Source organism: Leptothoe spongobia TAU-MAC 1115 (assembly GCF_018739885.1).
GTDB classification, from domain to species: Bacteria; Cyanobacteriota; Cyanobacteriia; order Phormidesmidales; family Phormidesmidaceae; genus Leptothoe; species Leptothoe spongobia.
In genome coordinates, this window is sequence record NZ_JADOES010000003.1 from 204,026 (window position 1) to 222,172 (window position 18,147).

Genomic DNA, 18,147 nt, shown 5'->3' on the forward strand with positions numbered 1-18,147 from the left:
GTCCCTAACTGTGGGCTCCTATTTCTTCTTTAGAGGTACACCAAATAATCCGCTCTGCAGGTTACCGGCCCTCATATCACAGGGCAATCACAAGGAATTCTGCTTACAGAGCGTTCTACATAAAGTATAGGTTACTGAATAATGAGCTATTGGTGAATACTGGGTCACAAAATTACAACTACAATAAGAGCCAGGAAAGCATCCGGCTCAAATTATGACAGTTGCTCAGCAGCGGCTCACCCTAACCGATTACCTCGCCTACGAGGCTCCCACCGAAAAACGCTATGAGCTGGTTAACGGAGAGTTAATCGAAATGCCTGCTGAAAGCGATATCAATCAGCGTATTGCTATGTTCCTGCTGATTTATTTTTCGCAGCATGGAATCCCTCACTATTGTCTCAGAATCGGACTAGAAATTGCCGTCAGCGGGACCTTAGCCACAGTCCGCTTACCAGATTTAGCCATCCTATCTGAAGAGGCTGCTTTAGCTTTAGAAGGAGCAAGCCGTTCGATCATTACCTACGACATGCCACCACCTCAGCTAGTCGTAGAAGTTGTTAGCCCCGGTCAAGCCAACCGCGACTACCGCCACAAACGCTCTGAATACGCAGCCCGAGGCATCCAAGAATATTGGATCGTAGACCCCAGTGAACAGCAAGTGCTCATTTTAGTGTGGACCGATGGCCTATACGAAGAAGGCACCTTCCGTCAGGATCAGCGCTTACAGTCTTCGTTATTTCCCAAACTAGAGTTAACAGCTAAACAAGTGCTCGCTGGCTAAATCGTTGCTATAGATATTGCTAATTTTTCTCTGTCCTGTATTTACTCGGACGACCATCGATCTTTGGGAATATGTGCCTTTTCCATATCAAGACACTGCCACTTTACGACTCTTTTCTCAGCGGCCCTACCGGCCCGTTCAAGTTTCTCAGGCTGAGGTGGAAAAATTTGACGGGTGCCAATGTAGTACATGATTGCCATAAACTCGCGCTTAATATGCACACGCCACTGGGCAAAATTTAACCGGATCGGATGAGAAACCACCTCAAACCCAAGATTGCGATAAAGTAATGTCGTCCGCCCAACGTGCAAACTATCGGTAACCAGCAGAATTCGAGGTTTTTCTGAAGAAGACCGATCAAACGGCATATATCGACTGGTATAGAATGCATTTTCCCAGGTTGTCACCGAACAAGCTTCACCACTCACGTTTGCATCTGGCACCCCCAATTCCCTAGCCAGGTTAAACAAAACAGGCGCGTCTGCGGCACCACTCATAAAAATATGGGGAGCCCGACCTTCCTGCCAAAGTTTTACGGCTACCTGTGTCCGGCGCTCACGATAGTCATGGCCACGCCCGACAACAACAATGGCATCTACAGGCTTACCATTATCTGGACGGGCCACCAACAGCCGCAATCCTCGATTCACCCACCAGGGTGATAGTCCCAAAATCAGTAAAATGCCTATTCCCCATCTAATGGCAGAACGCACTGATGGATAAAAAATATGCTGACAGTCTTTACATTGATAGGGTTGGACAAATCTAACCGGGGTGCCATGCTTTTGCACCGAGCAATGTTTGCACTTAGGGCAACGCATAGATGTGATAAAAACGACCTAATAAAGGTGCTTCCTTACTAGCTTGAGAGATCACCTTGGAATAGATACATGCTGGCCACGAAAAATCAGGTTAGGAATACTCAGATCACAGTCGCAATAATTCTGAAGTAGGGGAAGCGACCGCGCGGTCGCTTCCCCTATCATCTAAAACTTGCCCGTATTGTGGATAGCATTAACATAACCTAACGCCACAGTCGTTCTAGGCCAGGACTAATGTCCTGACGTCTGATTAACAAACTCCTGAGGTCCGGTATAGCCTGAAACTGCTGCCAAGGTCTGTAATGACTGCACCCCAGCCAAGACTTCACCATTCACTTCCCAAGTAGGATAGCTCTGTACTCCAGCTGTCCGACAAGCATTAGGCTGAGGATTCACACCTTCCTCATCACACTCCACATAGGTCAAATGCTCAAACGCTTGCTTACCAAAGAGAGTTTGCTGTGCATGACAGTGGGGACACCACCAAGCCCCATACTTCTTAGCCCCAATCGCAGTCAAATGCTTCGCTAAAGAGATTTCTGAAGCACCAGAGTTAGTCTCAACGATAGGAGGAGGATTGCCTGCAGTAAAGCTGTCAGGATTTTGCGCGTAGGCATACAGTCCTGTCGTCGCAATAGTTGCCACCAGAGCCACGGAAATACCCGGCAACAACAACTGCCCAAAACTCTCCCAACGATTACCCATTAGGGACAAGACCCACAGACCTAAGGCAAGAACGGCTGATAACAAACAGGGCACACAAGGTTCTTGCAACACCCCAAACATAATGTAGAGCAAATAACCACTAAAGATTGTCATAGCAGTACTGCCAATAAACAATCCTAGCCATGTAGGTCCTTCCAGAGATTTATTTTTGGTCACAACAGGACCAATGGCAAATACACCCATCAGGAGATATGAAATCGCACCCAACAAAGGTAGCGACAGCCCGCCTAATTGAACATAAGCACTGCCTGCCAAGGCACTGCTCCCTTTGGCCATACAGCCAATGGCCAACAGCAATCCTGCCGCAGACACTCCCGCCATCAGATAGCGAGAATTACGATGAAGCCAAGTAGTCGGTTGTTTACGTTTGCGTGCCATTCTTCTAAATATGTAGATCTAAAATTTATTGCTATTTGTCGATCGACGCGTGTAGGGGCGTTCCATGGAACGCCCCTACACGCGTTTAAATGCCCTCAATCGCATAGGCTAAACTCTGCAATTCTGCTGTGGGCAAATCTGCTACCAGGGCATAGAGATAAGTCTCATTACGCCAAAGCACAATGCCCCTACCATCCGGTTGCTGTAACGTCAACTGAGCTGATTGAAATTCAGGAAACCCTTCATCGGTGACATCTAACTGGTAAGCAGACACCGTTTTATCAGTTGGTAGCTGGTAGGTGAGCCGCAACCCCTTGTTATTGCCAAGCTGACAATTACTTCCCCCCAGCAATATCCCCTGCTGAGCAGGCAATAATGGCAGTGCTGCCACCGTTGTCTGAAACCCCTGTACCCGTGCAGGAATTTCATCCGGTTGCTGCACCACAAAATCAACAGGCCCCTTGGGATTTGTCAAAGACCTTTGATGATCTTGGAGCAGCTGACTCAGCCCCGACCAGGTTTGAGCAATGCCAACTGGGTCGGGAGAACTGGCCAGCTCCGATTGAGGATATTGAGTCTGAAGGCTACGGACCTGATTACTGAGATAGAGCGTGGCGAGGCCACAAACCATGGCCAGCCCAGCTGCTGCGGTAGTCATCGCCCAAGGAATACGTGGTTGGATGCGTCTAGTTTTTAAGGGCATTGGTCGGGGTGGCGCGAGTTCGGCTTGGGCTTCAGAGAGAATTTGCGATCGCAGCCCCCCCTCAGGCTCGACCTCCTCTAACCCATAGGGCATCATCGCCAACGTATCCTGGAGTGCGACCACCTCCGCTTGCAGGGCAGGCAATTCAGCCAATAACGAGCAAAACTCTTCAGCCTCTGCCGAATCTAAATCCCCTAGCACATATCCAGCCGCCAACTCTTGCATCTCTTGATGAGAAAGGGGCTTAGTCATGATAAATCCTCCCTCAAAACATCCAACTGTTTACGGAGCTGCAATAGCCCACGCCGTGCCCAGCTCTTCACTGTGCCCAGGGGCACCCCTAACCGTTCCGCAATATCCCGCTGAGACTGCCCCTCGTAATAACTGAGCTCCAACACCTCTCGCTGCTGCGCCTTGAGCGTCGTTAACGCTTGACGCACGATAGCCCGTTGTTCTTGCTGGGTAATGTGCTTCATGGGTGTAGCCGAGTCAACACCAGACTGATTGTGACGCCATTGGTTCAAATACTTATGCTGAGTCGATTGTGCCCTCAGCCGATCAATCACCCGCGAACGAGTCAATGTGGTCAAATAGCTAGCCAGGGAACCACGGCAGGGATCGTAAGAACGAGTCCGCATCAAACTCAGAAACACCTCTTGGGTCAAATCCTCCGCCTCTGTCACCCGATGAAACCCTTTCATAGCAATCCCATACACCAAGGTTCCATAGCGATCGTAGAGAATGCCTAAAGCAGACAAGTCTCCCTCCCACAGACGAGCTACCACAGCCCCATCAGCTTCACGCTCCATCACAGCTGTTCCATCTACTGCCTGAGTCACAACTCTACTAATCAGGTTTCCATAGGTATACGTCCACCAATCCAAATCGGATGCACACCCACGAAAAAAGGGAGAACCTCCGTTCTCCCCATGTCAGTCACAGCCCTCTGAATAAGGCCCGTGGTAGGTATACGGCTGTGCTCATCAATCGGATGCACAGCCAAAAGAAAAGGGAGAACTGACATTCTCCCCATTTGGCTCAATTATGTTCTTGTTCAGCTGAGAATGAGAAGTTGTTAGGCCGTTTGCTTACGCTTGCGACTGGCGACAACAAAACTACCCACTGCCATCAGTCCCAAGATCGTCCCAGGCTCAGGTACATCTACTTCCTCTACAAGCTCGACCCGGAAGCGAGCCACCTGGTAGCCAGGAGCTGTGAAGTCAGCACCTGTAAAATTTAGAGGTAGGCCATTGAGAGCACTAGAATCTGTTGTACCCAGGATGTTGCCAACATTCAGGCCTTCGTGAAGAACCACAGTCCCATTTTCATCGACACCCGTATTGGGAGCAGCTTGACCGAGAAAAGCTGTATTCGCTGGCAACTCATCATTCACCTCAGTACCACCATCCAGCACCTCGTTACCAAGGACGAGGAAATCAGCTCCCAAAAAGTTACCGGCATCATCGAAGATTTCGTGTGCTAGGGGATTGCCGTTAGCAATGAAGGCATCATTACTAGGGATAATCATGGAAGCGTAGCTAAAGTACTGATTCGAGGAATCAACATCCAATTCAAAACTAACGCTTTCACCAGGTTCTAAAGGTGGAGGACCATCACTCACCAGGGTCGTATCAACCCCAGTGGGAGCTAAATTAGCAAAAGACGCCGTCAACGGAGCCGTATCACCATCCTCTACGAGCGCTTCCATACCGGGAAAACCGTCTAAGGACACATCACGATCATAAAGATCGAACGTACCATCATGGAAACCAACCCAAACAGGGGTTAAAAAACCACCATTTGTAGGCGCAAGGTTATCAACTGTAACCCGCAGCGTAGCAGCAGAGGCCGCTGTTGCCATTGTCGTCACAGTTCCCAAAGCCATTGCAGCAGCTAACGCTACGCGATGGGAACGAAGAGCAAACTTATTCATAACTAGAGTGATAAAACTTCAGTGGAAATATCAAGTGCCTTCCGCACAGATACAGTTCACCCCTAATAACTGGAGAAATCTGGCATGGGAAGGTCATCCCCTTCATAAGGATTGTTGTTGAAGGGCGTAATTTTACGCTGAGGTGGCTTTGAAAAACTACTGAGAACTATGTAACGGAAATAAGGAATGCCTGAGAAAAGGCTGAGGATGGTAACGAATTGGGGGCAAAATCACGGAGACGGCGATGAGTGATTAGCCGCGCATCATAAGTCATGGTAGGGTTTTGACACAATTCATGAATAGGGTGCTGAGCTCTCAGAATTGGATTTAGCAGCAAGTATTAAACGATTGGCAGGAAAATACTGGAGTTAATCATGGCCAACGAACCAAGTACAACACTGACCGACTTAAGTCAGCATGGTTGCTTTGGTGGTAGCGTCGGCATTTATAGCCATCCATCTGAACAATGCCAATGCACGATGAAGTTTGCGGTATTTGTACCACCACAAGCTCAAATCAAACCGGTGCCGGTGCTCTACTACTTATCGGGGTTGACCTGCACTGAGGAAAATTTCATTACCAAAGCTGGAGCCCAACGCTATGCAGCCCAGCATGGCCTCATGCTAGTAGCTCCAGACACCAGTCCCCGTGGTGAAGATGTCCCTGATGAAGAAGGCTGGGACTTTGGTAGCGGTGCGGGTTTCTATGTCGATGCGACCGAAAATCCCTGGACTCAAAACTATCGGATGTACAGCTATGTGACCGAGGAACTGCCTACTCTCATCCATCAGAACTTTGCAGCAGATCCGGCACGGCAGGGGATATTTGGTCATTCCATGGGGGGCCATGGTGCCCTAGTCTGTGGTCTACGTAATCCTGAGAAATACCAGTCAATCTCTGCATTTGCACCAATTGCAGCTCCTAGCCGATGTGTCTGGGGTCAAAAAGCACTGGGCAAGTATCTAGGTCCCGATGAATCTACCTGGGCCGCTTATGATGCCAGTGAGCTTGTCCGGCAAAAGGCACAGACAAACCGCCACATTCTGATTGATCAGGGGCTAGCTGATCCGTTTCTAGAACAGCAGCAGCTGAAGCCTGAGGTCTTCAAAACCACTTGCGAGGAAGTAGGCCAACCCCTAACCCTGAGAATGCAATCAGGTTACGACCATGGTTATTACTTTATCGCCACCTTTATGGAGGATCATGTCAGACACCATGCTGAGGTGTTGTGTGGGTAGTTAACTCCCCAAAAGAAATAGCCCTAACAAGGTGGCACTGTTCCAAAGACTGTGGATCAGCATTGATGAAAGTAGATTTCGCGATCGCGTATACACCCAAGCCAGAATCGCCCCCAATAATGTCAGCGGGATCACCTCCGAAAGACTCAGGTGAGCCGATGCAAAGATAAAGCTACTTAGCAAAATCGCTCCCCAGACCGGCATATAGCGAGTTAGAGAAGGCAGTAAAAACCCACGGAAAAGCACTTCTTCAAACAAGGGTGCTGCGACAGCGGCTGTGAGGAAAAACAACAGTAGAGCAATGGCATCACTCTCTTGCAACACCGTTTGTAAGAGAGGATTATTACCCCCCTGCCCCTGCCAGATTTTTTGGTTAAGAGCAGAAATCGCGATCATCAGCGGTAGGGCTACCACATAACCCCCCACGCCCCACAAAGGCCAACGGTCAACCAGCTTGAACTTAAACCAGTCCTTGGGTAACGGGCGATAGGTCCAAATCGACCCAGCTAATACTGCAATGCCACTCACTGACATCAACAGATAAAAAACCATAGAATATAGGGCTCGCCCACGACTGCCAGTTGACGCAAAGTTGAGCCCTGACATCTGCAATACAAACGGAATCAGCAACTGACCCACAAAGAAAAAGCCAACGATGAGCACCTGCCAGATAATTTCACCATCCCAGGGCACCTCCCAGGGTAAAGCGGCTTTGCCCAGGAGCGACTCACCACGTTTTGTAAACCACTGCACACCGAGGAAAATCAGCACACCAATACCCAACAGGCAGCCCAGCACAGGCATTGCACCCACAGCAGCCAACTTCACCAGCTTAGATTGAGCCGCTGTTTGCTCTTGCTCACCCAGCTGCGCCAGATCCACTGACCGATCATCCAGGGTATAAAGCCGTTCTAAAACACGATATTGAAACCAGCCACTCAGTTGACTAGTAATCGTACTTTCGGCTGTGGGCGTGATGTTTGGCGGCGTTGCCCATAATCCCAATAAAACATTGGCCACATCTGCCGTTGGACCATCGCCATCCATCAACGCTTGCCAACGCTGGCGAGCGCTATCAATATTATTTTGCTGCGTGGCAAGAATGCCTAGCTTAATATCAATATCACCGATTAGTTTCTGCTGCTGGGTAATGGCCGTTTTAAATTTCTCAAACCGGGGATCCTGGTCATCCGCTTGAGCTGCCAGTTGCTTTTGCGATCGCGTCACCCCAGCTGCGGCTTCTTTGCGCACCGACTCATACTGCTTGGACACCGACTCCAGAGGTTTCGCCCCCAGCAGCGTACTGCCAAACTGCTTAAACTCATCGCCGTCCAACTCATCCCATTCAGACGCCTGCAAGAGCAAATCACTTTGATACAGCTGCAGCTGCCCCGTCACCTGAGGCTGGGAAAAGCTTTCGTACAAGGATGAAGCCACCACCAGCGCCACCAGGCCCGTCAAAATCGATAAAACAACCCGCTTTAGCGTCATTTAGAAAATCACAGACAATTTAGGCATTATCGCATTAGCACTCCTTTATTAACGACTGTTGCCAATGTGATTAATCCTCTGGGCAGAGTGATTTAATAGTTTCTGGGTTGCGTCGTGTCAGCGTATACACGTCCTTTTTTCTACACACTTAATCAGGCTTGAGTTCGCTATGAAACGTAGACAGTTAATTGGTTATGGCTTAACTGGTGCCGCTAGCACTGCGGCGCTAACTGCCTGTGCCCAATCAACTACCCCCACCGCTGCAGGTGATGGGGAAGCGCTGCCTACGGTACGTTGGAAAATGGCCACTAGCTGGCCTAAGTCTTTGGATACGTTATTTGGTGCAGCTGAGATTGTGTGCGATCGCATCGCTGCCATGACCGATGGCCGATTTACTATTGAACCCTACGCTGGTGGCGAAATCGTGCCTGGATTGCAGGTACTCGATGCTGTCCAGGATGGCACGGTAGAATGTGGTCACAGTGCCGCTTACTACTATGTAGGCAAGAGTCCGGCCCTAGCTTTTGGTACGGCAGTCCCCTTTGGTCTCAATGCTCAGCAGCAAAATGCCTGGCTTTACCACGGTGGCGGGTTGGAAGCCATGCAAAAGCTCTACGCCAAGTTTAATATCATCAACTTTCCAGCCGGTAATACCGGTGTGCAAATGGGGGGCTGGTTCAACAAAGAAATCAATACTGCTGGTGACCTACAAGGTCTAAAGATGCGAATTCCTGGGCTAGGCGGCAAGGTAATGGCCAAGCTCGGTGTCAACGTTCAGAACCTGCCAGGTAGCGAAATTTTTCTTGCTTTGGAGCGTGGTGCGATTGATGCAGCTGAGTGGGTTGGTCCTTACGACGATGAAAAACTCGGTCTGCAAAAAGCAGCTCAGTTTTACTACTATCCCGGCTGGTGGGAGCCCGGTCCTGCCTTTGACATGATGATCAACATGGATGCCTGGACCTCCTTGCCCCCGATATATCAAGAAGTCGTTAAAACGGCCTGTGTGGAGTCCAATATCAGCACTTTAGGCAAGTATGACGCGGTTAACGGAGCCGCTCTACAAAGTCTCCTCGGTGCTGGTGTACAGCTTAAGCCCTTTAGCGATGAGATCCTGGCAGCCGCTGAAAAAGCTGCCTTTGAAATCTATGAAGAAAGCGCTAACGAAGATGCCGACTTTAAGGAAATCTACGACGGATGGAAATCTTTCCGTGACTCGGTCTATGGTTGGAACCGCCTTAATGAATTAGGCTTTGCCAGCTTTGCTAACAAGGAAGCCTAAAAGACCACATCAAATGCCGTTTAAATTTCCTCTGCGCGGCAATGTCCCTCACCAACATGACCCAAGCCTTTATAAATATCGGCAAGCTGAAGTTTCTCTACCTTAGTGAGCTTGATCTCCAGGTCTTCAGGAGTCAAATTAACAACACCATCTTGGGCTAAAGCCGCAAACGGATCAAAACCTAATGCTCCCCGATTTAATACCTCTTCTTCAGATATATCGATATCGCCAAAGAGGTGATCGAAGTGAAAGGTAGCTTCCACATTGGCTGTTCCTTCAGGGGAGAGAATTCCTTTGCGCTCGTCGCCAACAAAATCGCCGCAGAAAAACTCCAACGACGGATTCAGAGCAATTTCAAACGGAATCGTTTCACCATCACGGGTGGCGGTTCCTATGACCACTAATGCTGGTCCGGCCTCTGAAATCAGCTTCCAGGATAGGGCATTGTAGCGGCCTGCTGTGGTCTCCACTTGTTCTACTAAAATAGGTGCAGCAGTTGCATCCCCCTCGGCTAGATCCACATTGGCTGCTTCTGTGAGTAGCACATTGGTCTTAGCAGCAATTTCCACATCCGTATCCGGATTGAAGGGGGGAGCAGCCTGGTAGGCAACAACATCTTGAATATCGGCATAGACATGGTCAAACTCAATTTGCCAACCATCTTTACTGGTAAATCCTTGGCGGATAAAGTCTTCGCCGTTAGCCCGCAGCTCTAGCGTACCAACTTGAGTAGCAGCCGACTGAGTGCAAGCAGCACTACTCATCAAGAGTGGGATAACAGCTACATTTAACAACCACTTCCTATCCATATTTCCTCCTAAAGCGGTCTTCCAATTGAAACGTCGACTTCACCGGACCTTATGAAGATCCCATAGGAGGGTAAGCTTCCTTGGGTCAGAGTCTCGGCTCTACCCTAGCTCAATGACACTCTGTCATGGCTACATATTGAAAGATCACATAAAGGATTCTTAGTTTTTGCCTCAGTCAGTTGGTTAGGTGATCAGATCGTGTAACGGCTATGTTATGGCAACCAGGCTAAAGGCAATACCGATTATGATCGCAACCAACACAGTTTCGTCATTCCGTCTGGAGGATCAATTTTCTAAGCTTTCTTCATCTCCAAATTGGCTCTCAACAGCTACAGCGCAACGATTTGGCAATTTTTCAAGAGTCAGCATGATTTCATAGCATCCCCTAACCCAGCGATGAGCATCATCCAAAGAAAAATCACGCATCCAAAGAAAAATCTGCTCAATATCCTTAATGGCTGTGGGTGAAATCTCAACCCGGTACGTCATATTTCTCCCGCAGTTGATCAAATGCGTCCCCTAGAGGCTGACCTTTGCCCTGCTCAAATTCCTCCATACTTTTACGAATCCCCGCTAGAGACTCTAAAAGCTCCATCCGGTCTAAAAGCTTCTGATAGCTCTCAGCATCCTGTACAACAACAGCAGCTTTCCCATTTACCGTAAGGACTATCGGCGCTCGTGTCTGCTTCAGGCGTTCTAAAAAAGTTTTAGCTCCCCGTTGAAATTCTGAAAGTGGATGAATATTACAAAGATTTAGCATGTTAAAAACAGAAAATACACTGTTAATTACATGATAATCATCATGCCTAGATCTGGGCTGATTACGACGATAATCAACACAGAGCATTCCCAAAAACTTTCTGTAACTAGGGCCGTTTTGCCACAACGCAGCCTGCAGCTGTGGCAAAACTGATAGCAGCGACCAAGAGTGAGACGGTCAACCCCAAGTTAGCGCCAATGCTACCCAACACGCTCATGGCAGCAGCGCCACCGCTGAAGTAAAGGCCAGTGCCTAAACCCGCTTTTGTGGGCGGCACCATGGATAAGGCATAGGGTAAAGTGCCATTGGCAACCAGGCTAAAGGCAATGCCGATTGCGATCGCAACCAACACAGCCACCCCAGCCGATCCCATGACAGCCGTCGCACCCACTGCCACAACCATCCCGACAAAACCGATTAACATCGCCCGCCGATTCCCCAGCCTGGTCGCCAGCTGACCACAGGGCAATGCACTCACCGCCACCGTCACAAACAGCGCCACCATAATCAACTTAGGCTGAGCAAACCCCGTCCCAGCGACCGCCTTAGGAAAGTTTTGCAACAACAGTCTCAACCCCAACGCCACACTGGCACCAGTCGCAAATATCCAGGGTAGATTAGCCCACTGCATCTGGGCATTGGCCCCTGTTGATGATGGGGAACTCGATACAGCCGTACCAGGATTCACCAATCGCAACGCTAAGGCCGCCAACAACAGCACCACCGTCCCAATCGAAAAGGCTGCCAAGGGGCCTAAACTCAAAATAAAATCACTCGCCAAGGGGGCCATGGCTCCCGTCACCCCACCCACCATGGTCAATACGCTAGCCGCCTGGGGTAAATCCGCCTCAAAAGCATAGCGCCCCAGCAGCGACAGGGCCGGACTCCGAAAAACCGTCATCGCCAAGGCCCAAGCCACCAAGGCAAATGGCAGTAACGCTTTAAGTGATACACCACCGACGACAACAACCAAGGGAATGCCCAAAAAGCAAAAGGCTGCCAAAATCATCCCCAGGGCAATTTGAGGAAAACGACTCCCCACCCAGTGTTGCCGCTGGTCCGAAAAGCTCCCCATCAGCGGTTCCATCACCGCACCCATAGCATTTTCAATGATCAGTAGCAGGGCGGCCAAAGCAGCCGAGAACCCAAACGCTACTAGCAAATCCTTTAGATAAAGATTGTAAATCACCCAAGTCAGGGAAATCGCTCCCTGTACCGCAGCTAATCCTAAAACCTGGAGCCAAAGAATTCGTCGCCCTACTAATGCATTACTCATGGGAACTCACTTATCAAAAATGGCTATTAATCACTCATACAAGGGGCATCGTCTCTAACAAGCATAGTCTTAGATGTTCTAAACATTGGCTACCCTAGGGACGTTGCATGCAATGTCCCTACAAAGTTAACCACTCAGGGACGGCAGCCAACTTACCAAACCAGGGAAGGCAATAATCGAGACGAGCACCAGCAACTGCAGCGCAATAAATGGGATTACACCTCGATAAATATTGCCCGTGGACACCTCCTTGGGAGCCACACCCCGCAGATAAAACAGAGCGAAGCCAAAGGGCGGTGTCAAAAATGAGGTTTGCATATTAGCCCCAATAATCACTCCATACCACACCAGGTCCATCCCCAGCTGCTGGGCCACTGGCGCAAAGAGGGGAATCACAATAAAGGCAATTTCAAAGAAGTCAATAAAGAACCCCAGGAAAAAGACCGTCAGCATACTAACCACCAAAAAGCCCACATCGCCCCCTGGTAAATTGGTCAGCAGATCAAAAATAAAGCTATCTCCACGCAAACCACGAAACACCAGACTAAAGGCCGTTGAACCCAATAGGATGAAAATCACCATGGTGGTGGTACGCAGCGTACTATCACACACTTCGCGCAAGCTGCGGATCGTCAGCTGCCGATTAAAAGCAGCCAGCACCATCGCACCCACTGCTCCCAAAGCTCCAGCCTCTGTCGGTGTAGCAATACCAAAGAAAATACTGCCTAACACCAGCAAAATTAAGACCAGCGGCGGCACCATGACTTTTAAGACTTTAAGGGCCAGGGCTTGGCCACGAATTTTTAAGAGTTCTGGCGGTAGCGCAGGCAACAAGTCTGGGCGGACAAAGGCCATGATAGCCACATGCACTACGAAGGCTCCGGCCATCAGTAGCCCAGGGATAAATGATCCCAAAAATAAATCGCCAACGGATACCCCCAGCTGATCCGCTAGGACCACCAGCACAATACTGGGTGGAATAATCTGGCCCAGGGTACCTGACGCTGCAATCACGCCAGTGGCCACATCTTTGTTATAGCCATAACGCAGCATCGTCGGCAGGGAAATCAATCCCATGGTGACCACCGTTGCTGCCACAACTCCGGTTGTCGCTGCCAGTAATGCACCTACGACCACGACAGCAATGGCCAAACCACCCCGCAGGCGACCAAATAGGCTGCCCATGGTTTCCAACAGGTTTTCAGCAATGCCTGACTTCTCTAGCATTGCCCCCATAAAGATAAAATAGGGGATGGCCAGCAGGGTGAAGTTATTCATGATGCCGAATATGCGCTGCGGCATCGCGGTCAGAAAGATGGGATCAAATACCCCTAAGGAAATCCCAATCAGGCCAAATAAGATGGCCACTCCACCCAGAGAAAAGGCCACTGGGTAACCAAGGGAGAGGAGCACCAGGGCTCCGCCGAACATCAGCGGTCCTAACCAATCAATTAGCATCACCAGCCTCTCCATCACGAGTATCGTCCGCTGGCCCATTGACTGGCCCATTGACTGGTAAGTAGCCTGAAAAAATTGCCCAGTTTTTAATCGCTTCTGAAATACCCTGCAATATCAGTAACGCAAAACTCACTAAGATCATGGTCTTAATGGGAAAGCGCAGCAGTCCCCCTGGATCCGGCGAGTTTTCCCATACCGCCCAGGACTTGAGCACTGCCCCCCAGGAAAAGTAAATCACCAGGGCCGAAAACGGGATTAGAAAAATAACCGTACCAATAAAGTCAGCCAGCGCCTTATGACGACGGGACCAGCGATCGTAAAACACATCCACCCGCACATGACCGCCTTTTTGCAGGGTGTAGGCTGCCCCCAACAAAAAGACAATGTCAAACAGATACCACTGAGTTTCGATCAGGGCATTGGAACTGAGGTTTTGACCGACTAGATTACCGAGGTAGCGACCAATGACATTCCAGGTGCCCACACCGATCATGGCCAGGACTAACCAGTAGGCGAATTTGCCAATTTGAGTGGTGAAGGCATCTATCCTGCGGGCGATAGAGAGTAAGGACTGCAAAGTGTTTTGCCTATTTTCTACCGGGGTATTTTATCCCGTTGAGATATGGGTATTGGTTGCGATCGCACAATTTGCAATATAGCGGTTCCGACTTGTTTTGAATACACCTTGATAGTGCTAACCACTGAAACCTCAAAACCGAGTGTATTCAGTGCGAATGAGAACCGCTATATTTGACCCTTGGTTCAAGATCGCCCTTCAGACATTCACCTATAATCAAGTCACTACAACAGATATAGCCAAAATCTGTTGTACCTACAATCGACGTAATGCCTCAAATGGGAAAGATTAATATCTCTCCACTCTTCCATAAGATAAACATCTATAGATTACTACCACCCCCATGTACCAGCCCCTCCCTTAAACGGCCCAACAATATCACTCGTAATCCAGCCAGCATACAAGTCTCCTGCTTGAGGCTCTACTTTTTCATCTCCGACATAACAAACATCCATCGGTCTTGGATAAAATCCAACGAGATCTTGCAGACTCTCAAATGCTGGAGAAATATTAGAGTAATACCAGGCAACATTGTCGACTTTGCGATCACCCACTTGAACCGTATAATAGCTAGCTCTGCCCTTCCACTCGCAAAAAGTACTATGGGCACTTGGCACCAGGTACTCCATCTTGATATCACTTTTGGGAATGTAGTAGCTAGGAGGATGACTAGTTTCTAAAATCCTCTGGGAACGGCATGTATCAACAATCAGCTCATCATTGAAAATAATCCTAATGCGTTTCGTCACATCCTCCACTCGGGGAGGGCGAGGATAATCCCAGACAGACTCTTGACCGGGGCCAGGGGCAATTGGTTCAGGTCTCATGGCAATGGTGACAAATGATTAACAAGTAGCGGACTCTTTTAGATTAAACCGTTGCCGAGGCTACCAGGGGATATTCCAAGCTAGCTAAGCGACTTTCTGTAAACTGCCAGCTCGTCTCAAGGGAGTAAAATGTTGAACTCGTTAGCAGTCACAGACACGATACATCTGTGAGCAAGTCGAAAGATAACGTTGAAAAGTAAATTTCTGGTAAAACCTCGAACTAGAAACTTTGCCGTTGCTGATTTAGGCCATAAATTACGCTGTTTATAACAATATGCATCAGTAATCCTCAAAAAAAATCATTCTTAAGATCAGCATTGATGACCAGTGAATCATTCTTGTAACGCTTTTTTAAGCAGCTAAGAATTTTACCTGGATTTTACTTTTCATGGATAGCCTTCATTCAGCAAGTAAACCATTGGATACAGTCGTAGACCACAGTAACGACTGTATCCAATGAAAGGTTTTACACGCCTAATCAAGGAGGAGGTCAGCCAATTTAGCTGCTTTTTCGCCGTTGACATCAGTGCCACTTAGCGAGAGATTAGCTGTCTTTATTTTATCTTTTGGAACCAACACTTTTAAATAATATAGATTAGCCTACTAGTGAAACCTTGATAGGATTCAGGCTGAATTGCTGATTATTTTAATCGAGTGTGACTAGACTAGTTAACCTATTTTTATGACCACACAGACATTTATGGATTCGCTTAAATCATTGCCGACTCCGCAGTTAGATAGATGCGATCGCAACACTCTACTCGCCTATTTTGACAACTCTTGGGAATTAGAAGAGATTCTGATGAAAAGTTTAGTCAGTGATGATAGCTTTTATCATAATCCTGACCCCCTGAGAAACCCAATTATTTTTTACCTGGGACATTCGCCAGTTTTTTATATTAATAAGCTTATTCAGGTGGGGCTAATTGCTCAACGGATCAACCTCAAATATGAAATTTTGTTTGAAATTGGAGTCGATCCAGACAGCCCGGAGCAATTAGAACAAGCAATCTCATCCATCGACTGGCCCAATGTTGAGAACGTTTGGCAATATCGAGATCATGTTCGGGAAGTCGTGACCAAACTTATTCGTACCTGTAGTCTCGATCTCCCCATTAACCAAACTCACCCTCTGTGGGCACTGCTCATGAGCATGGAACACAATCGGATTCATTTTGAAACCTCTTCCATGCTGTTCAGACAGTTTCCTGCCGATCACCTAAAACGTCCGAAGCCTTGGCAATATGCTGGCTCAAAAAACAAAAAACCAGACAACAAAATGATTACCGTTTCTGGGGGAGTCGCCAGTCTCGGAAAATCCCACAACGATTCAACCTACGGTTGGGATAGTGAATACGGACATCGCACCGTAGAGTTACAGCCTTTTATGGCTAGTCAATACCTGATTACCAACGAAGAATTTCTCCAATTTGTACAGGAAGATGGCTATGAAAATCAAGAATTTTGGGATCACGAATCCTGGCAATGGAAAACAGACTACAAGATTCAACATCCCAAATTTTGGAGGCCCCAAAATGGCACCTATCGATACCGAGCCCTCTTTGATGACATAGAATTTCCCTTAGATTGGCCCGTTGAAGTTAACTATTATGAGGCTATTGCTTACTGTCGTTGGCAAGGGGAGGGCACACGACTTATGACTGAAGCAGAATGGACGATGGTGGCAGCCGACTGTAATAACACGCAAGACTTTAACCTTGGCTTAAAGTTTGGCTCCCCGTCACCAGTGGGAGATCTCGCTCACTCGAAAACCTCCAGTGGACTCTATGATCTACGTGGGAACGTTTGGGAATGGCTGAGCGAAAACTTTAATCCCCTACCTGGATTCAAACCTCATCCTCTTTATAAAGACATTGCAGCGCCTTTCTTTGACGACCAGCACAAGATAATGATGGGAGGATCTTGGGCAAGTAGTGGGTCCATAGCAGCTAAGTCCTATCGCAATTGGTTTCGCCCTAACTTTTATCAACATGCCGGGTTTAGAACTGCCAAAAGTATCTAATTGAATTCACCTCTTCCTTTAGACTACATTTTTGTTTAGTTGCACGGTCTACAGTCGTCAATTCCGAAAATATGAATCAGCCAATTCTCTGCGACCTTCAGCCAACATTAATCGATTTTCGTCATGAAGTTTTAAGTGGATTATCATTATCACAAAAACAGTTTCCTCCACAGTTCTTTTTTCACGACAAGTATGGTTCTGACTTATTTACTCAAATCTGCAAACTAGAAGAATATTACATAACGCGTACTGAAATTGATATTCTACAAAAGAACAGCCAAGAAATTGCTGCAGTGCTGGGAAAAAGTTGCTTGTTAATTGAATATGGTAGTGGCAGTATTGAAAAAGTTCACCCCTTAATCGAAGCTCTCGATTCTCCTGCAGCTTACATTCCCATTGACATTGCTCGAGAGCATTTATTCACTTACGCAGAATTGACAACTTCTAAGTATCCTGAGTTAAATGTTATCGCTGTTGCTGCCGACTATACCCAAAAAGAATTTAGGTTGCCCAACGAAAAACTTTCCAACCTAGCCAATATAGAAAATAAGGTCATTTTGTTTGCAGGTAGCACCCTTGGCAACCTAAACCGTATCGAGGCGATCGCTCTGTTGAGAAAATCAGCTGCACTAATTGAAGGAAAGGGTGCCATGCTAATTGGAATAGATCTTAAAAAAGACCCAACTGTTCTTCATGCGGCCTACAACGATTCCCAGGGGTTAACAGCTCAATTTAATCTCAATATTCTCAGTAACATTAATAGAGAACTTGATGCTGATTTTGATCTGGACAACTTCTATCATTATGCTCCCTACAACCCAGTATTAGGTCGAATTGAGCTGCACTTAATTAGTAAGCTTTCCCAAATTGTTACGGTTTCAGGGCAACAATTTACCTTTAGAGAGGGAGAAAGTATTCATAGTGAAAATTCTCATAAGTATAGTATTGAGGACATTCAAGAACTGTCTGCAGAAGCTGGGTTTATGTTGAAAGAAACCTGGGTAGACGACCACAAGTTGTTTAGTGTGAATTATCTAGAATTGGTTGACTAGTTTCAGAAACAGCAC

18 protein-coding genes are annotated in these 18,147 nt (G+C 47.9%); 5 read left to right on the top strand and 13 right to left on the bottom strand.

Annotation, left to right across the window (positions count from 1 at the left end; genetic code table 11):
* Positions 1-214: 214 nt before the first annotated feature.
* Positions 215-781 (top strand): Uma2 family endonuclease, encoded by a 567-nt coding sequence (locus IXB50_RS02510; protein ID WP_215607351.1) that lies wholly within the window; start codon positions 215-217, stop codon positions 779-781.
* A 41-nt stretch (positions 782-822) separates the two neighbouring features.
* On the opposite strand, the gene IXB50_RS02515 is transcribed toward IXB50_RS02510, so the two are convergent.
* The 5 genes from IXB50_RS02515 to IXB50_RS02535 form a co-directional block, all read right to left on the bottom strand.
* Entirely contained in the window at positions 823-1,494 is a 672-nt protein-coding gene (locus IXB50_RS02515) for a YdcF family protein (protein WP_326520708.1), read from the bottom strand.
* Positions 1,495-1,833: 339 nt separating this feature from the next.
* A complete protein-coding gene (locus IXB50_RS02520) occupies positions 1,834-2,706 on the bottom strand; it encodes a vitamin K epoxide reductase family protein (protein ID WP_215607353.1) in 873 nt (290 codons plus the stop codon).
* Between the two features lie 85 nt (positions 2,707-2,791).
* Complete coding sequence (locus IXB50_RS02525) at positions 2,792-3,661, bottom strand: anti-sigma factor (protein WP_215607354.1); 870 nt, start codon at positions 3,659-3,661, stop codon at positions 2,792-2,794.
* The gene (locus tag IXB50_RS02530; protein WP_326520709.1) at positions 3,658-4,248 is read right to left on the bottom strand and encodes a sigma-70 family RNA polymerase sigma factor; all 591 of its coding nucleotides are present in this window, start codon (positions 4,246-4,248) and stop codon (positions 3,658-3,660) included. Before IXB50_RS02530 ends, IXB50_RS02525 begins: the two co-directional genes overlap by 4 nt.
* 236 nt (positions 4,249-4,484) lie before the next feature.
* Complete coding sequence (locus IXB50_RS02535) at positions 4,485-5,342, bottom strand: spondin domain-containing protein (RefSeq protein ID WP_215607355.1); 858 nt, start codon at positions 5,340-5,342, stop codon at positions 4,485-4,487.
* 374 nt (positions 5,343-5,716) lie between these two features.
* Here IXB50_RS02535 and fghA point away from each other — a divergent pair, with 374 nt between their 5' ends.
* Positions 5,717-6,580: an S-formylglutathione hydrolase gene (fghA, locus tag IXB50_RS02540; protein WP_215607356.1), complete on the top strand. Its 864-nt coding sequence runs from the start codon at positions 5,717-5,719 to the stop codon at positions 6,578-6,580.
* Here fghA and IXB50_RS02545 read toward each other — a convergent pair whose 3' ends face one another.
* Entirely contained in the window at positions 6,581-8,071 is a 1,491-nt protein-coding gene (locus tag IXB50_RS02545) for a CPBP family intramembrane glutamic endopeptidase (RefSeq protein WP_215607357.1), read from the bottom strand.
* Between the two features lie 169 nt (positions 8,072-8,240).
* On the opposite strand from IXB50_RS02545, the gene IXB50_RS02550 reads away from it, so the two are divergent.
* Positions 8,241-9,350: a TRAP transporter substrate-binding protein gene (locus IXB50_RS02550; RefSeq protein WP_215607358.1), complete on the top strand. Its 1,110-nt coding sequence runs from the start codon at positions 8,241-8,243 to the stop codon at positions 9,348-9,350.
* Between the two features lie 20 nt (positions 9,351-9,370).
* Here the strand turns inward: IXB50_RS02550 and IXB50_RS02555 are convergent, their stop codons facing one another.
* From IXB50_RS02555 to IXB50_RS02585, 7 genes are all read right to left on the bottom strand, one after another.
* Positions 9,371-10,159, bottom strand: a complete 789-nt coding sequence (locus IXB50_RS02555; RefSeq protein ID WP_215607359.1) for a DUF4382 domain-containing protein — start codon at positions 10,157-10,159, stop codon at positions 9,371-9,373.
* A 285-nt stretch (positions 10,160-10,444) separates the two neighbouring features.
* The gene (locus tag IXB50_RS02560) at positions 10,445-10,648 is read right to left on the bottom strand and encodes a hypothetical protein (protein WP_215607360.1); all 204 of its coding nucleotides are present in this window, start codon (positions 10,646-10,648) and stop codon (positions 10,445-10,447) included.
* A complete protein-coding gene (locus tag IXB50_RS02565) occupies positions 10,632-10,919 on the bottom strand; it encodes a type II toxin-antitoxin system Phd/YefM family antitoxin (RefSeq protein ID WP_215607361.1) in 288 nt (95 codons plus the stop codon). The genes IXB50_RS02560 and IXB50_RS02565 overlap by 17 nt, the downstream gene beginning before the upstream one ends.
* Positions 10,920-11,025: 106 nt before the next feature.
* Positions 11,026-12,195: an MFS transporter gene (locus IXB50_RS02570; RefSeq protein ID WP_215607362.1), complete on the bottom strand. Its 1,170-nt coding sequence runs from the start codon at positions 12,193-12,195 to the stop codon at positions 11,026-11,028.
* Between the two features lie 126 nt (positions 12,196-12,321).
* The gene (locus IXB50_RS02575; protein ID WP_215607363.1) at positions 12,322-13,653 is read right to left on the bottom strand and encodes a TRAP transporter large permease; all 1,332 of its coding nucleotides are present in this window, start codon (positions 13,651-13,653) and stop codon (positions 12,322-12,324) included.
* On the bottom strand, positions 13,643-14,230 hold the full coding sequence (locus IXB50_RS02580) for a TRAP transporter small permease subunit (RefSeq protein ID WP_246564046.1): 588 nt from the start codon (positions 14,228-14,230) through the stop codon (positions 13,643-13,645). The genes IXB50_RS02575 and IXB50_RS02580 overlap by 11 nt, the downstream gene beginning before the upstream one ends.
* 332 nt (positions 14,231-14,562) lie before the next feature.
* Positions 14,563-15,057 carry a DUF427 domain-containing protein gene (locus IXB50_RS02585; protein ID WP_215607364.1) on the bottom strand — a complete coding sequence of 165 codons (495 nt, stop codon included), beginning with the start codon at positions 15,055-15,057 and terminating at the stop codon, positions 14,563-14,565.
* Positions 15,058-15,757: 700 nt separating this feature from the next.
* Here IXB50_RS02585 and ovoA point away from each other — a divergent pair.
* Both ovoA and egtD read left to right on the top strand, forming a co-directional pair.
* Positions 15,758-17,080 carry a 5-histidylcysteine sulfoxide synthase gene (gene ovoA, locus IXB50_RS02590; protein ID WP_215607429.1) on the top strand — a complete coding sequence of 441 codons (1,323 nt, stop codon included), beginning with the start codon at positions 15,758-15,760 and terminating at the stop codon, positions 17,078-17,080.
* Positions 17,081-17,151: 71 nt separating this feature from the next.
* Positions 17,152-18,132, top strand: a complete 981-nt coding sequence (gene egtD / locus IXB50_RS02595; protein WP_215607365.1) for an L-histidine N(alpha)-methyltransferase — start codon at positions 17,152-17,154, stop codon at positions 18,130-18,132.
* The last annotated feature ends 15 nt before the right edge of the window (positions 18,133-18,147 follow it).

Coding starts and splice junctions, on each gene's coding strand:
- IXB50_RS02510 (WP_215607351.1), top strand. CDS start 215: ATGACAGTTGCTCAGCAGCGGCTCACCCTAACCGATTACCTCGCCTAC.
- IXB50_RS02520 (WP_215607353.1), bottom strand. CDS start 2,706: ATGGCACGCAAACGTAAACAACCGACTACTTGGCTTCATCGTAATTCT.
- IXB50_RS02525 (WP_215607354.1), bottom strand. CDS start 3,661: ATGACTAAGCCCCTTTCTCATCAAGAGATGCAAGAGTTGGCGGCTGGA.
- IXB50_RS02535 (WP_215607355.1), bottom strand. CDS start 5,342: ATGAATAAGTTTGCTCTTCGTTCCCATCGCGTAGCGTTAGCTGCTGCA.
- fghA (WP_215607356.1), top strand. CDS start 5,717: ATGGCCAACGAACCAAGTACAACACTGACCGACTTAAGTCAGCATGGT.
- IXB50_RS02545 (WP_215607357.1), bottom strand. CDS start 8,071: ATGACGCTAAAGCGGGTTGTTTTATCGATTTTGACGGGCCTGGTGGCG.
- IXB50_RS02550 (WP_215607358.1), top strand. CDS start 8,241: ATGAAACGTAGACAGTTAATTGGTTATGGCTTAACTGGTGCCGCTAGC.
- IXB50_RS02555 (WP_215607359.1), bottom strand. CDS start 10,159: ATGGATAGGAAGTGGTTGTTAAATGTAGCTGTTATCCCACTCTTGATG.
- IXB50_RS02560 (WP_215607360.1), bottom strand. CDS start 10,648: ATGACGTACCGGGTTGAGATTTCACCCACAGCCATTAAGGATATTGAG.
- IXB50_RS02565 (WP_215607361.1), bottom strand. CDS start 10,919: ATGCTAAATCTTTGTAATATTCATCCACTTTCAGAATTTCAACGGGGA.
- IXB50_RS02570 (WP_215607362.1), bottom strand. CDS start 12,195: ATGAGTAATGCATTAGTAGGGCGACGAATTCTTTGGCTCCAGGTTTTA.
- IXB50_RS02575 (WP_215607363.1), bottom strand. CDS start 13,653: ATGCTAATTGATTGGTTAGGACCGCTGATGTTCGGCGGAGCCCTGGTG.
- IXB50_RS02585 (WP_215607364.1), bottom strand. CDS start 15,057: ATGAGACCTGAACCAATTGCCCCTGGCCCCGGTCAAGAGTCTGTCTGG.
- ovoA (WP_215607429.1), top strand. CDS start 15,758: ATGGATTCGCTTAAATCATTGCCGACTCCGCAGTTAGATAGATGCGAT.
- egtD (WP_215607365.1), top strand. CDS start 17,152: ATGAATCAGCCAATTCTCTGCGACCTTCAGCCAACATTAATCGATTTT.